This window comes from Corynebacterium sp. KPL2895, assembly GCF_040225815.1.
GTDB classification, from domain to species: domain Bacteria; phylum Actinomycetota; class Actinomycetes; order Mycobacteriales; family Mycobacteriaceae; genus Corynebacterium; species Corynebacterium rhinophilum.
On record NZ_JBEHFY010000007.1, the window covers coordinates 35,802 to 49,081 of the forward strand.

The 13,280-nt window shown below is 57.7% G+C and carries 11 protein-coding genes and 1 tRNA gene; 10 read left to right on the top strand and 2 right to left on the bottom strand.

Annotation, left to right across the window (positions count from 1 at the left end; translation table 11 throughout):
- Positions 1-1,377 (top strand): acetyl-CoA carboxylase biotin carboxylase subunit, encoded by a 1,377-nt coding sequence (gene accC / locus ABRP95_RS04475; protein WP_349839007.1) that lies wholly within the window; start codon positions 1-3, stop codon positions 1,375-1,377.
- 145 nt (positions 1,378-1,522) lie between these two features.
- On the top strand, positions 1,523-2,446 hold the full coding sequence (locus ABRP95_RS04480; protein WP_349839008.1) for a DMT family transporter: 924 nt from the start codon (positions 1,523-1,525) through the stop codon (positions 2,444-2,446).
- Between the two features lie 75 nt (positions 2,447-2,521).
- On the opposite strand, the gene ABRP95_RS04485 is transcribed toward ABRP95_RS04480, so the two are convergent.
- Positions 2,522-3,574: a PDR/VanB family oxidoreductase gene (locus ABRP95_RS04485; RefSeq protein WP_284850033.1), complete on the bottom strand. Its 1,053-nt coding sequence runs from the start codon at positions 3,572-3,574 to the stop codon at positions 2,522-2,524.
- 404 nt (positions 3,575-3,978) lie between these two features.
- Between ABRP95_RS04485 and ABRP95_RS04490 the strand changes: the two genes are divergently transcribed.
- The 5 genes from ABRP95_RS04490 to ABRP95_RS04510 all read left to right on the top strand — a co-directional run bounded on the left by ABRP95_RS04490 (position 3,979) and on the right by ABRP95_RS04510 (position 10,036).
- Positions 3,979-5,337 carry an oxygenase MpaB family protein gene (locus ABRP95_RS04490; RefSeq protein WP_284852234.1) on the top strand — a complete coding sequence of 453 codons (1,359 nt, stop codon included), beginning with the start codon at positions 3,979-3,981 and terminating at the stop codon, positions 5,335-5,337.
- A 57-nt stretch (positions 5,338-5,394) separates the two neighbouring features.
- Positions 5,395-6,771, top strand: coding sequence for an oxygenase MpaB family protein (locus tag ABRP95_RS04495; protein ID WP_296087340.1), 1,377 nt, complete (start codon positions 5,395-5,397; stop codon positions 6,769-6,771).
- A 35-nt stretch (positions 6,772-6,806) separates the two neighbouring features.
- Positions 6,807-8,012: an oxygenase MpaB family protein gene (locus ABRP95_RS04500; RefSeq protein ID WP_349839009.1), complete on the top strand. Its 1,206-nt coding sequence runs from the start codon at positions 6,807-6,809 to the stop codon at positions 8,010-8,012.
- Between the two features lie 124 nt (positions 8,013-8,136).
- Positions 8,137-9,510 carry an NAD-dependent succinate-semialdehyde dehydrogenase gene (locus tag ABRP95_RS04505; RefSeq protein WP_284850029.1) on the top strand — a complete coding sequence of 458 codons (1,374 nt, stop codon included), beginning with the start codon at positions 8,137-8,139 and terminating at the stop codon, positions 9,508-9,510.
- 265 nt (positions 9,511-9,775) lie between these two features.
- On the top strand, positions 9,776-10,036 hold the full coding sequence (locus ABRP95_RS04510) for a hypothetical protein (RefSeq protein ID WP_284852231.1): 261 nt from the start codon (positions 9,776-9,778) through the stop codon (positions 10,034-10,036).
- Between the two features lie 428 nt (positions 10,037-10,464).
- Here the strand turns inward: ABRP95_RS04510 and ABRP95_RS04515 are convergent.
- Positions 10,465-10,537, bottom strand: a tRNA-Asn gene (locus ABRP95_RS04515).
- A 248-nt stretch (positions 10,538-10,785) separates the two neighbouring features.
- Between ABRP95_RS04515 and ABRP95_RS04520 the strand changes: the two genes are divergently transcribed.
- The 3 genes from ABRP95_RS04520 (at position 10,786) to ABRP95_RS04530 (ending at position 13,110) form a co-directional block, all read left to right on the top strand.
- Complete coding sequence (locus tag ABRP95_RS04520) at positions 10,786-11,502, top strand: 6-carboxyhexanoate--CoA ligase (protein WP_284850104.1); 717 nt, start codon at positions 10,786-10,788, stop codon at positions 11,500-11,502.
- On the top strand, positions 11,499-12,668 hold the full coding sequence (locus ABRP95_RS04525; RefSeq protein WP_284850105.1) for an aminotransferase class I/II-fold pyridoxal phosphate-dependent enzyme: 1,170 nt from the start codon (positions 11,499-11,501) through the stop codon (positions 12,666-12,668). The genes ABRP95_RS04520 and ABRP95_RS04525 overlap by 4 nt, the downstream gene beginning before the upstream one ends.
- A 61-nt stretch (positions 12,669-12,729) precedes the next feature.
- Complete coding sequence (locus ABRP95_RS04530; RefSeq protein WP_284852228.1) at positions 12,730-13,110, top strand: hypothetical protein; 381 nt, start codon at positions 12,730-12,732, stop codon at positions 13,108-13,110.
- The last annotated feature ends 170 nt before the right edge of the window (positions 13,111-13,280 follow it).

Consider the following 13,280-nt stretch of genomic DNA (forward strand, 5'->3'; position numbering starts at 1 on the left):
ATGTCAGATCTATTAGGTAGCGTGCTCATTGCTAACCGCGGTGAGATTGCGCTTCGCATCATTCGCGCCTGCAAGGAATTGGGCATCAAGTCCATCCTTACTTATTCCGAAGGCGATAAGGACTCCTTGCCGGTAAAGCTCGCCGATCAAGCAGTCTGCATCGGCCCAGCGAATGTCTCCAAGAGCTACAACAGCCCCGAGCTGGTTATTTCTGCCGCTATGGCGTACAAAGCGGACGCCATTCACCCGGGCTACGGTTTCTTGTCCGAAAAGCCGGACTTTGTCCGCATGGTGGAAGAAGAAGAGATCGGCTTTGTTGGCCCTTCGGCTGAACACATCGGCTTGATGGGTGACAAGATCGCAGCTAAGCGCATCGCCAAGTCCGCCGGTGTTCCCACTGTGCCGGGCTCCGACGGCGTAGTTACCGAGTTCGATGAGGCCTTGGAGGTTGCCCACAACACCGGCTTCCCGCTGCTGATTAAGGCTGCCGCCGGTGGTGGTGGACGCGGTATGCGCGTCGTGGAATCCGAGGACACGCTGGAAAAGGACCTCAACGAGATCATGAACGAGGCTGAGTCCGCGTTCAATGACCCGTCGGTCTACATTGAGCGCTTCTTGACGGATATCCGCCACATCGAGATTCAGGTGCTGGCAGATGGCGAAAATGCCGTCGCTCTGGGAGAGCGCGACTGCACTTCGCAGCGACGCAACCAGAAGCTCATTGAGGAAGGCCCTTCGCCGGTGCTGACTGATGAGCTGCGCCAGGAAATGCAGGAAGCCGCGATTAACCTGTGTAAAGAGGTGAAGTACAAGAACGCCGGAACTATCGAGTTCGTCTTCGATAACACCGAGGATAAGTTCTACTTCATCGAGATGAACACCCGCATCCAGGTTGAGCACCCCGTAACGGAGATGATCACCGGTGTGGACCTCATCAAGGAGCAGTTGCGCATTGCCTCCGGGCAGAAGTTGTCCATCACCCAGGATGATGTGGAGATTCGTGGCCATGCCATCGAGTGCCGCATCAACGCCGAGGATCCGAACCAGAACTTCGCGTCGCGGCCGGGCAAGATCGAACACTACCGCGTGCCAGGTGGTTTCGGTGTGCGCATGGATACCCATATCGAAACGGGCTACACCATTCCGCCGTTCTATGACTCCATGGTGGGCAAGCTCATCGTATGGGCAGAAGACCGCGATGAGGCCATTACCCGTATGCTGCGCGCCATCGACGAGCTGCAGGTAGAAGGCGTTGTCACCACGGCGCCATTCCAGGCCATGCTGTTGGACAGTGAAAAGTTCCGCAGCGGCGAGTTCAACACTGGTTATGTTGCCAAGCTGCTGGAAGGTACCGACTCCATCCCTACGGATGACTAAACCCGGCTCCTTCTAGCGAGAGAGTGCAGGTTCCGCTTTGTGCCGGCCTGCACTCTTTTGCATTTTAAGTCTCTAAAATTACATCTCTATGTCACGCCTAGTCCCAGGCTTTGCTTAGACCCAAACCTGTGGGGAAGGAAAAACAATGTTGGTTATCGCCGCCATGCTGGTCGGCGCCATCGTCCCGGCGCAAACGGCCATTAATACGCGTCTGCGCGAGTCCGTGGGCTCGCCCATCGCCGCCGGGTTCTTCTCCTTCATTATCGGCTTTGCCGTCTCCGCCATCCTCGCGCTCATTGTCACCGGTGATGCGATACCGGACCTAGCGCTGGCGGCTGCGCAACCGCGGTGGGTGTGGCTCGGCGGCTTTATGGGCGTGGCCTTCATCGTGGGAAATATCCTGCTCTTCCCGCGCATCGGCAGCGTAGAGACCGTCATTCTTCCCATCTTGGGCCAGGTAACGATGGGCCTAATTTATGACCTGACCGGCCTCTTTGAATCGCCGTTGGTGCCGGTCGGCCCGCTGCGCGTCCTCGGCGCGCTCATCGTTGTGGGCGGCATCGCCTTGGTATTAGAAATAGGCCGGGGTGCCGTCACCACGCGCGCGCAAGCCACCGGGATTTCGCTGTGGCTGTGGCGTGTCTTCGGTGTGCTCATCGGCATGGGCTCCGCCACCCAAACCGCCGTCAACGGTTACCTGGGAGGTGCGTTGCATAGCCCCATGCCCGCCAGCGTCATTTCCCTGGGCGTTGGAGTGATTCTATTGGCCCTGCTCACCCTGGGGTGGAAGGCTCCCCGTCGTGCCCTTTTGAGCGGTATCGCACCCGGGCCTTGGTGGATGTGGCTCGGCGGTGTGCTCGGCGCGCTCTTTGTGGTGGGAGGCGCGACGCTGTCGCCCATGATCGGCACCGGCACGACGGTTATCGGCTCACTGGTGGGCTCAATCATTTGCGGCCAGGTCATTGAGTCGTTGGGCTGGGGCAATGCCGAGCGCGGCCTGCCGCCGGTACACCGCATCATTGGCTTGGTCTTGGTCATCATCGGTGTGATTATGGTGCGCGCCCTATAAGGAGGTGCTGCGCTTGCCGATGCCCCAATTTTCCCAGCCCAGCTTCCTCGCTCGAGCAGCGTATGGGGGCTGGGTTTATTGCCGCCAGCGCTCCAAGGTGAGCTTGGGGCTTAGCGCGCGGGAGACGCACGGGGCGAAGGCCCCATCGGCATACATTTGCGCGTCATAGACGGAATCGCGGTGATCTGGTTCGCCGTCGACCACGCGCATGATGCAGGTGCTGCACGTGCCTTCCAGGCAGCGCGATTTTACGGGTAGATCGAGTTCCTCAAGGACCTCTAGGACCGTCTTATTCTCTGGGATTTCTACTGTCTCGCCGCAAAATTCTACTTCGAACGGGCCGTCGCCGGCTCCGGCGTTTTTCTCACCGGACAGTGCTTTTAGATCGGGGTGGAAGTTCTCCCAGTGAAAAGCGTGCTCGGGTAAATACTCGAGCGCGACTTCTTTCGCGGAATCCATGAAACCTTGCGGGCCGCAGACATAAAAGGCCGTCTCCTTCGGCGCTTGGCCCAGCAGATGCCGGTAGATATCTGCCTGCTTTTCGCGTGATCGGCCAAAGACCTCAATGAGCTTATCGCCGCAGGTTTCGCGCAATTGCTCGAGCAGCACCGCATGGTGTTCATCGCGTGCGAAAAAGAGCACGATATACGGCTTGTTCTCGCGCTCGAGGGATTGGGCCATCGAGAGCATGGGGGTAATGCCCACGCCGGCGCCAACCAAGACGTAGTAGCCGGCGTGTGCCACGAGCTCGAAGTTATTAAATGCCTGCGAGATTTCAAAGCTATCTCCGCAGCGCAGTTTGAGCATCGCAATCGATCCACCCGTGGAGTTTTCCTCCCGCTTTACCGCGACGCCGTACGTTGGCCGTTTTTGTTGGCCAGCGGCAGGAGTAGAGGAATCGGTCAGCTCAAAAACCGAGTATTGCCGGGTAAGCATCTCGCCATTTGCTCCCGGGAGGGTGATATCGACGTGGCAACCGGGGGAGTATTCAGCAAGCGGAGCATCACCGTCCAGCGAAAATTCGATGACCGCAAGGTCATCGGCTACGGCGGTGACGTTTTGCACCGTGGCGGTGGTGGAGGGGGCATCGGCAAGCTGGGGTGCAGGTTGGGAAGGAGAACTAGGCATAGGGGTGAATAGACCTCGCTTTCGTGGCTGTGGTTCATTGCCAATTCACTGTATGTAATGCACGTCATGGTACAGCCTAAAGGGAGATACAGGTTACAAAAGCGTTCGCATAGCGGACACGTGTGCGCTTAGTACACCTATATGGGGTGAGCAGGCAAAAGGTTTGCAAAATCTGCCAAGGTTGCCATTTTTGCTATTTGCGCAGGAGAGGATAGGTGCTGTGAAGGCGGGTGTAGCGGCGGTTCTGACGCCCGGTAATTTCCCGGAAAATTGGATACAAAATTCATTGCAGTGGAGGGCAATGTCTCTATAGGCTTACGGACACAGCTAGATGGTGAACTAGACCACATAATCAGGAAATGTGTGTGGTGTAGCACCAAGATTGGAAAGGTTGTTCACTCCCCATGACTGCTCCTACCGAAACTCGGACGGAACCAAAGGTTCTGCCCATGTCCGATAATCCCTATGAGGATTTCCGCTACTTCTACCGCGATGGCATGGATCTCCGCCCATCGCCGAAGCGCCGCGTGGACAAGCCCGGCTGGTCCACCTTGCGCCACAATATCTTTGACCACTGGCACACCGTCCACGATGAGTGGGAAGGTTACGACACCCCGCAAACGCGTTTGCTCGATGATCACATGTGGCAAACCGATGAGCAGGGTGCCGCTTTGGCGGAGTCCTTCCGCCGCGATGGCGCAAAGGAATCGCGCGCCAAATTTGAGCAGGCGCTGAATGAAGGAATCGAGACCGTTGAGGATCCATCACCGGAATTGGTGGCCTTCTTCGAACAGGTCGATAATATCCCAGACTGGATCGACCTCGAAGCCGCTGAGCGCGGGCGCGTAGCCTATTACAACGCCACCCCGAGCGCGGACCTTCTCACCTTCAACTTTGGCTACTGGGCCACCACCATGGAAGACCGTACCTCTGCGGCCACGGGTGAGACCGGGATGTTCGAGTTTAAGGCGATGCAACGTGCACTGGAGACCTCCAAGTTCTTCGTGGACTTGGGTAAACAGGACGTCTTCGACCGCTTTGGGGAAGGCCGCAAGTCCGCAGTCCACGTCCGCCTACTGCATGCCCAGGCAAACCGCGGTTTGGAAAAGCTTTGGGGCAAGGAGCACTATAACGAATTTGGCCGCCCCATCGGTTCTAGCTTCTTGGTCTCCGGCGAAGGTTGGTTCGCGCTCATGCCGCTGGCCATCGACGAGTTTTTCGGACGCCCCCACTCCGGTCAGGACTGGGACGACGTCGCCCAGTACTGGGCATATGTGCTGTACATGATGGGCGGGGAAGAGCGCATCATCCCCAAGACCGGCGATGAGATGCGTAAGATGACTGACTTCATCTACGCAAACGGCGGGCGTTCTTCGACGTACCACCAGCGGGTGGCTACGGCACTGATGTCCATCGTGGAACAGATGAATCCGGACCTTCCACTAGAAATGTTGGGCTCGCTGGCCACGCTGGTGGGAGAAGAGGACACCAAGTTCATGGTGGAAGGAACTCGCTGGGCCGATATGGACTTTTCCCAGGCGGCCAAAGACTTCGAAGCCAAGGCGCGCGCGGAGGCAAAGGAAGCCTGCGAAGCCGATGAAAAACCCGGTGCGGAGGAATACAAGAAGCACAACGCCGCGCAAGGTCGCCCGCTGTGGATCAATGCGTTGGAAGAAGTGCAAGAGCACATCAATAACCATGAGCCAGACGTCAAGGCGGAGTGGACCCTGCACGATGACTCTAAGGAAGCCCGCCGGAACTAGCCTCTGCGCTTGCTGCTAGTTACCAAGGCCTAATAATAAGGAAGGGAATAAAACACAATGACTGCTCCCACAGATACTTCTGACGTTGCCAACACGTCGCAGGCGGAACCAAAGGTTCTGCCCATGTCCGATAATCCCTATGAGGATTTCCGCTACTTCTACCGCGATGGCATGGACCTGCGCCCGGCGCCGAAGCGTCGCACCGCGACGCCAGGCTGGTCGGAGCTTCGGCACAATGTCTTTGACTCCTGGCACACGGTAGAAGATGAGTGGGCAGGCTACGACAGCCTGCAAACCAAGCTTCTCGATGACCACATGTGGCAGACCGACGAGACCGGCGAAAAGCTGGCGGAGGCCTTCCGCCGTGATGGTGCCAAGGAATCGCGCGCCAAGTTTGAGCAGGCGCTCAACCACGGCATCGAGACGGTAGAGGACCCGGCCCCGGAACTGGTGGACTTCTTTAAAGAGGTAGACCGCATTCCGGAGTGGCTGGATCTCGAGGCCGCAGAGCGCGGCCGCGTGGCCTACTACAACGTCACACGCACCTCAGAGGTTCTGGCTATTGCCTTCGCGTACTGGGCCACCACGATGGAGGACCGCACGTCGGCGGCCACGGGTGAGACCGGGATGTTCGAGTTCAAGGCCATGCAGCGCTCTATTGAAACTGCGCAATTCTTCACGGACTTGGGCAAGAAGGACGTCTTTGACCGCTTCGGTGAAGGCCGCAAGGCTGCCGTGCGCGTGCGCCTGCTGCATTCCCAGGCCAATCGTGGCCTAGAAAAGATGTGGGGCAAGGAGCACTACAACGAATTCGGCCGGCCGATTGGCTCTAGCTTCTTGGTCTCCGGTGAGGGCTGGTTCGGGATGATGCCGCTGGCCATCGACGAGCGCTTTGGCCGCCCGCACTCCGGCCAGGACTGGGACGATGTGGCCCAGTACTGGGGATACATCCTTTATATGATGGGTGCCGAAGAGCGCCTCATCCCCAAGACCGGCGATGAAATGCGCAAGATGACCGATTTCATCTATGCCAATGGCGGATATTCCTCCACTTACCACGAGCGCGTGGCCACCGCCTTGATGAGCATCCTAGAAACCATCCACCCGCTGGTCCCCAAGATGGCGCTCGGTGCGCTGACCACCATTTGCGGCGTGGAAGATACCAAGTTCATGGTCAAGGGCACGCGCTGGGAAAAGGTGAACTACAAGCCGTGGGCCATCCTGTATCGGGGTGCCGCGCGGGCAGAAGCCAAGGTTGCCCGCCTGCGGGACAAGCTGCCGGGTGCGCAAAAGGCAAAGATTAAGCGCGCTAATAAGAATAAGCCGCCATGGTCCGATGTCACTGCGGTGATTAAGGCGCACATCGCGAAAAACGAGCCCGAAACCAAGTCCGATTACACGCTGCACGATGACTCCAAAGAGGCCCGCAGCTAACCCCATCCCCCATAACATTCTCAGAGGAGACAACCATGACTACTAATATGTCCCTAGGCACCGTCGGCGAGTGGCCTGCCGGGCGCGGCGATAAGGAAGAATTCATCGCCACCTTTGGCCAAGAGCGCGCAGACCGCTACCACGAGGCTTTCTGGAAGATGGACCCGGTGGCCGATGCGCTGTTTACCAGCGGACACACCGTCAAGGAAATCATGCCTAACCTGCGCGATGCCCTCGCGCGCGGTACAGCCAACGACGAGACTTTCCCAGAGGTTGCTGCCCTCATCGAGGACATGACCAAGGCCCTCGACGGCATCGATGCAGAGAAGTTGGAGCGCGGGCGCCGCGTCTACTTGTCCATTCCGCCGCTCAGCCACGGCCTGGCGCTGGGCCCGGGCTCGCTGGTCCACACCTATTCCACCCCGGCGATCGCGGACCTGCTGGTCAACACCGGTGAGCTTACCGATGGTGCCGTCAAGCGCCTTGCCTACACCACCAACTGGACCTATTCGCTCTACCTGCCGGATGCGCTGCAGCCCGGCGGCGAAGGCTTCATCCATACCGGTATGGTGCGCGCCATCCACGCCCACGTGCGGCGCGTGCACACCCGCAAGGAGCTGGACTACTCCCACTACGGCGCGCCGATCAGCGAGTTCGATATGCTGCGCACCTGGTTCGATTTCACCTACATTCCGTACGCCGGCCTGCGCAACATGGGCTGGAAGCTCACGGCAGAGGAAGAGAAGGACGCGTTCTACCTGTGGAAGATCGCCGGTCGCATGCTGGGCATTTCTACGGACCTTTTCGAAGGCGAAGATGGGGTAGAGGCTTCCCAGGAGACCATGGACGCCATCCATACCGTCGACGGCGAGATCAATGAATCGGCCCGCAAGCTTGTCGATGCCCTCATGGACGGCTTCGTCGTCAACGCCAAGGAGCTCACGGGCATGCCCGATGACACCCTGGCGGACTGGACCGCCGCGCACGTGCGCATCATTCATGGCGATGAGGTCGCCGATGCCTGCGGCGTGGACAACTCCGTGATGCGTCCCATCCTGCAAATGGAGGCACCGCTGGTGCAGGAGCGTTTCGACCTCCTCCGCCAAGATCCGGAGGCGCTCGAGGCGGAAATCCAGAAGAATGAGGAGGCGGTGCGCCAGATGCTCACTCGCGATGCCACCTATATGAAGCAGGATGAGGGCATCAAGATGAAGGATGGCTCGGTCGTCGCGGCCTCCTAAAACAAATTACCCACTTTCATGGGTGACACGTCACTAGAACTTTAAGTACTCTTGTGGCAGGCGCATACAGATTGTGTTCGCCGCCACATTAATTCCAAGAATCCATTTAGAAAGGGATCCAATAATGTCCAAGGATTTTGCGGTAACTAACCCCGCTACCAATGAAGTAGTAGAAAAATTCGACACCTTTAGCGATGAGCAGATCCAAGAGGTTCTGGCTAAGTCCAACGAGGCTTTCCAGACCTGGCGCGAGACCCCAATTGAGGAGCGCGCCAAGATTGTGTCCCGCGCAGCGGAACTGCTCAAGGAGCGCAAGGGCGAGCTGGCCAAGATTGCCGCACAGGAGATGGGTAAGTCCACCCCAGAAGGCGAGTGGGAAATTAACTTTTCCGGCGACATCCTGCAGTTCTACGCAGACAACGCCCCAGAGCACAACAAGGACCAGCCGGTTGACGTGCCAGGCGGCAAGGCCACCCTCCGCCGCCTGCCCATTGGTACCCTGCTGGGCATCATGCCGTGGAACTACCCCTTCTACCAGGTCGCCCGCTTCGCTGGTCCGAACCTGATGAACGGCAACTGCATCATCTTGAAGCACGCCGAAATTACCCCGAAGTCCGCTGCAGCCATCGAGGAGATCTTCCGCGAGGCTGGCCTGCCAGAGGGCGTGTACATCAACGTATACGCCGACCACAAGCAGATTGAAGAGATCATCGGAGACAAGCGCGTTCAGGGCGTATCCCTGACCGGTTCCGAGCGCGCCGGTGCCGCCGTGGCCGAGATCGCCGGCCGCAACCTGAAGAAGGTTGTGCTGGAGCTTGGCAGCACCGACCCCTACATCATCCTGGATGCAGCCGATGTCACCAAGGCTGCCGAGGAAGCTTGGGTCAAGCGCATCGAGAACGTTGGCCAGGCTTGCACCTCCAACAAGCGCATCATCGTCATGGAAGACATCTACGACGAGTTCGTCGATGAAATGGTCCGCATTGCTGAGGGTATGAAGCAGGCTGACCCAACCCAGCCGGGCGAGAACCAGTACTACCCAATGTCCTCCCGCGAAGCCGCAGAGAACTTGGACAAGCAGGTCAAGACCGCTGTGGACAACGGCGCTAAGGTTCGCACTGGCGGCAACCTGCACGAGACCGCTGCGTACTACGAGCCGACCGTGCTTACCGATGTCCCCGTTGGTTCCGACTCCTACTACGAAGAGTTCTTCGGCCCAGTAGCAGAGATCTACAAGGTTTCCTCCGAGAAGGAAGCCGTAGAGCTGGCCAACAACTCCAACTACGGCCTGGGCGGTGCCGTCTTCTCCGATGACACCGAGCGCGCCACCAAGGTTGCTGACCAGATCGAGACCGGCATGATTCACGTCAACTTGGGCCAGTACTTCTCCCCAGTACTGCCATTCGGTGGCGTTAAGAACTCCGGCTTCGGCCGCGAGCTCTCCGTCTTTGCACTGGACGAGTTCGTGAACAAGCAGTACCTCTACATCAACGACTAATTACTCGTTGACGCTCACTCAGCGCTCCCTGAGCCTGCGGCGAGTGCATAGAGTGCAGTAGGGAAGGGGCCTAGCCTTGATGGGCTAGGCCCCTTTTCCTGTCCCCGTTGTGCTTAACCCGCATCTTCCGCAACCCTCTGAACTCAAGCTGTGTGGCGCATGCGAAAAATCCCGCTCAGCGCGATGCTGGGCGGGATGTACTGTGCTCCTCCAACCGGGTTCGAACAAGTTACAGTGATAAGCCAACAAGAGGTGGTGAGGCGTCGTGTCGACTAGTGCAGGAATTACTACCGATGCTCCCGTTGGTCGGGTGCTGACGATTTTGTCTGATATTGATAGGGTGCGTGAACTCGCTTATGACAATGATCGGGACTGCTACCGATTCGTTATGGATGGCGGGGCTTCGGCTACGTTGTCCGAAGAACTAAAAATCTTCGACGATGAAATCGAGACTTGTTTCGCCATTTATGAGTCAGAGGATTTAAGTGCACAGCGTTTTTGTTTGATGTTCTTTCTAGCTTGTTGAACTTTCGGGTAACCATGTTCGCACCTGATTCTGATGAAGTGGTGGCGGAGTCAAACGGCTACTAACGAAAAGCCTCCGCTAATCTAATCTGAATCTTTTGGGATTGCCCGCAAATCGTGGACACGTAGTGGAGCTACCTAGTGGTTAGGCGGCTATTTCTTTTCTGCTGGTGGTTGGGCCTGACTCCCGACGTGTCCACTTTCTGGGGGTCAGGCCTCTTAGGCCGCACCCGATTACCAGCAGCCCGCAATCCGCAGGGCGCGCCCATCGACAGGCCCCAAATGCCGAGCCGCCACCGGCAAAACGATCATGCAATTCCACGACATGCACGACAGGAAACCGCCCTAAACCACCCGAAACTGCCCAGTAAACGAAAATGATGAAACCCCTCCCACCGGCGTTTTGCAGGTAAAAGGGGGCTAAGAAAGCTCCTCCAACTGGGCTCGAACCAGTGACCCTTCGATTAACAGTCGAATGCTCTGCCAACTGAGCTATGGAGGAATATTCATGTTGTACTTCGAACGTGTCGTTCTCTGTGCAACGAGAATTAACTATATAGCCTAACGCCGTTTTCACACAAATCGCCTGGTTAGCAGGAAAAATAGGGCTGTGGAACGTGGGGTGAGGAGACATCGGCAAGCGCATTGCTTGTGCGTTCCTATGTTGGAACCAAGACCTGGAGTTTGGCCGAGTCCCGCTAATTTTCCCTTTTCCTGAACACCGTTCAATACGTCCGGTACCCTCAGATTATGACTTATTTCTCAGTGCGAATGCGGTCTGATTCCGCAGGCCAGCACATTTCGGGAGCAGAGCGAATTGTCAGGGAACACGAGGTTCCGGCGGTCTGTGCGGCGTTATCCGAGCGTGCTTTGGCGCACCCGAAGGGAATGGCGGAAAGTACCTTCATCACCGTGGAGGCTTTGACTGAGTCCGATATTCTGCACGTCCCTTCCGTAGGAGTAAAAGAAGAAGCGGTGCAATCGCCCTCGCAGGCTAGGGACGTCATCGAGGAACTATTGCGCCCCATGACCGCTCATTCCCAGGTAGTCATTGAAGAGACGTTTACCGCGAGGAATATGCGCGGTGCGATGCTGATTGCAGCCGATACAGGTAAGCGCTGCGAGCCAGACGCACAGCGCGGCGTCCGCGTGAGCCACATGGACGCGCACAATGCTCAAGACGCGGCTTTCAAAGGCAAGGACGCGGCCCGTGAGGCCATCGTTCTTGCGAGCAAGGTAGCCGCGCACCCCGATGTTCTAGCAGAGGTCTGTGTGTCTGATGACCCGGCCTATACCACCGGTTACGTCTGCATAGATGACACGTACCACCGCCTTCCACGCATTAAAGAGCCTGGATCGGATGAGGGAGCGCGGGCCTTCATCATCAAACCAGGCGCCGATATTGAAGCGTTGATTGATTATCTGGAAAACCGCGCCGTACTCGTGGATTTTGGGGCAGAAAAGTGAACGAGAGCCTAGAACAAGTCGCATCTGCGCGCCTGGACAAGTGGCGAGAAGACGGCCTGTGGCGCAGCCCTTCGGTTTTTGGAAGTGGACAAGTGCCGGAAAGCTCCTTGCGGACGGCCGCCGGGAAGACAGCCAAAGACGCGGTGCTCTTTAGCTCGTCGAATTACCTGGGCCTGGCAGAGCATCCGGAGATTAAAAGCGCCGTAAAGGACAGCGTTGATCACTACGGCGCAGGTTCAGGCGGCTCGCGACTGACCACCGGTACGTCTGAATTACACGTTGCGGTAGAGGCTGCTGCGGCCCGGCTGACTGGGTATCCAGACTCGGTGTTCTTTGCCACCGGGTATCAGGCCAATCTATCGACGTTGCAGGCGTTGGCCTCGCCCGAGCTCACCATTATTTCCGATGCGCGCAACCACGCCAGCATCATCGATGGCTGCCGGCTCGCAAAGGCGAGTGGCTCCTCCCTCTTCGTTACGGCGCACCGCGATACCTGCGCTGTGGAAGATGCCTTGGCTAACAGGACCACCAAGTATGCCTTGGTTATTACCGATGGCCTCTTTTCCATGGACGGGGTGCTTGCACCCTTGCCTGAGCTATCGCGGGTGGCGCGCAAATACGGCGCCTGGCTTATGGTCGATGATGCTCATTCATTCGGCACCGTCGGTGACCGCGGCTTTGGCCTCCCAGAATATTTCGGCGTCCAGCCCGATATCCAACTTATTACCGCTAGCAAGGCGCTTGGTGCTGAAGGCGGGCTCGTTGCAACGAGTAAGCCGGTGGCGCAGCTCTTGCGGCAACAAGCCCGGTCCTTCGTGTTTTCGACCTCGCCCACGCCAGCCACCTCTGCCGCTGTGCTTGCGGCGCTAAAACTCATTGAGTCTGATCCCAGCCTGGTTAGCCAACTGCAGGAGAATATTGCTTATTGGCACAACACACGCGGTACTACGCCAAAGCAAGGGCCGATTATCCCTGTGCACGTGGGCGATGAGGCCGCCGCGATGGACGCTAGCGCCGCACTGCTGGGGCACGGATTTATCGTCCCTGCAATCCGGTGGCCAACTGTTGCGCGAAGCGCTGCGATACTCCGCGTCACCCTCATGGCAACCCATACGCGGGCGCAAATCGATGCTCTCTGTACCGAACTTAAACAGCTGAGTTTATAAGCAAAACTCACAGTGAGTGCGTTCAGAGAGTGGGCTCTCGTCGCATACACTGGCAGGCATTATGAGCAGCTTCATCATTGCCTATTCGTGGCTCCACGAGCTAGTGCTGTACGGGCGTGACGCCGAGCTGTCCGCTGCGATTACCGGCAACTGGGACATTATTGAAGCCATATGGGACTTGGAGGAAAAGTACGCCTTAAATGATTCCGGTTTCTTTGGCGGCGATAATTGGGTTGCGCGCTTTGAGTCGGGCCTCGATGATGGTGGCCCGTTGGATGTGGAGCTATTGGACGAAGAAGATACTTCAGTGATACTCGAGCTCTCCGTTACTGGTGACGATGAAGAGACAATGGAGCACGCGCTTATCGATGCCACCGAGACCATCACCTGCCACTTCACCGACTGGGGCTTCGAGGACATTGAGTGGACCGCGATGCCTTGAGAAAAGGAGACGGCACCAGATCGAACGGAGATACTCGTGACGGTGGTAGACCGTTGGTGTAAAACCCAGGCGATGCGGCATTTTCTCCATTAAAACGTGTCATCGAAACCAGTTAAGCTAACACTACGACGAGCCGGATACCGGAACGTTGTCGCCTGGAGCCGCATAGG

Excerpts from the sequence above, each read along its gene's own strand:
- accC (WP_349839007.1), top strand. The coding sequence starts at position 1 with ATGTCAGATCTATTAGGTAGCGTGCTCATTGCTAACCGCGGTGAGATT.
- ABRP95_RS04480 (WP_349839008.1), top strand. The coding sequence starts at position 1,523 with ATGTTGGTTATCGCCGCCATGCTGGTCGGCGCCATCGTCCCGGCGCAA.
- ABRP95_RS04485 (WP_284850033.1), bottom strand. The coding sequence starts at position 3,574 with ATGCCTAGTTCTCCTTCCCAACCTGCACCCCAGCTTGCCGATGCCCCC.
- ABRP95_RS04490 (WP_284852234.1), top strand. The coding sequence starts at position 3,979 with ATGACTGCTCCTACCGAAACTCGGACGGAACCAAAGGTTCTGCCCATG.
- ABRP95_RS04495 (WP_296087340.1), top strand. The coding sequence starts at position 5,395 with ATGACTGCTCCCACAGATACTTCTGACGTTGCCAACACGTCGCAGGCG.
- ABRP95_RS04500 (WP_349839009.1), top strand. The coding sequence starts at position 6,807 with ATGACTACTAATATGTCCCTAGGCACCGTCGGCGAGTGGCCTGCCGGG.
- ABRP95_RS04505 (WP_284850029.1), top strand. The coding sequence starts at position 8,137 with ATGTCCAAGGATTTTGCGGTAACTAACCCCGCTACCAATGAAGTAGTA.
- ABRP95_RS04520 (WP_284850104.1), top strand. The coding sequence starts at position 10,786 with ATGACTTATTTCTCAGTGCGAATGCGGTCTGATTCCGCAGGCCAGCAC.
- ABRP95_RS04530 (WP_284852228.1), top strand. The coding sequence starts at position 12,730 with ATGAGCAGCTTCATCATTGCCTATTCGTGGCTCCACGAGCTAGTGCTG.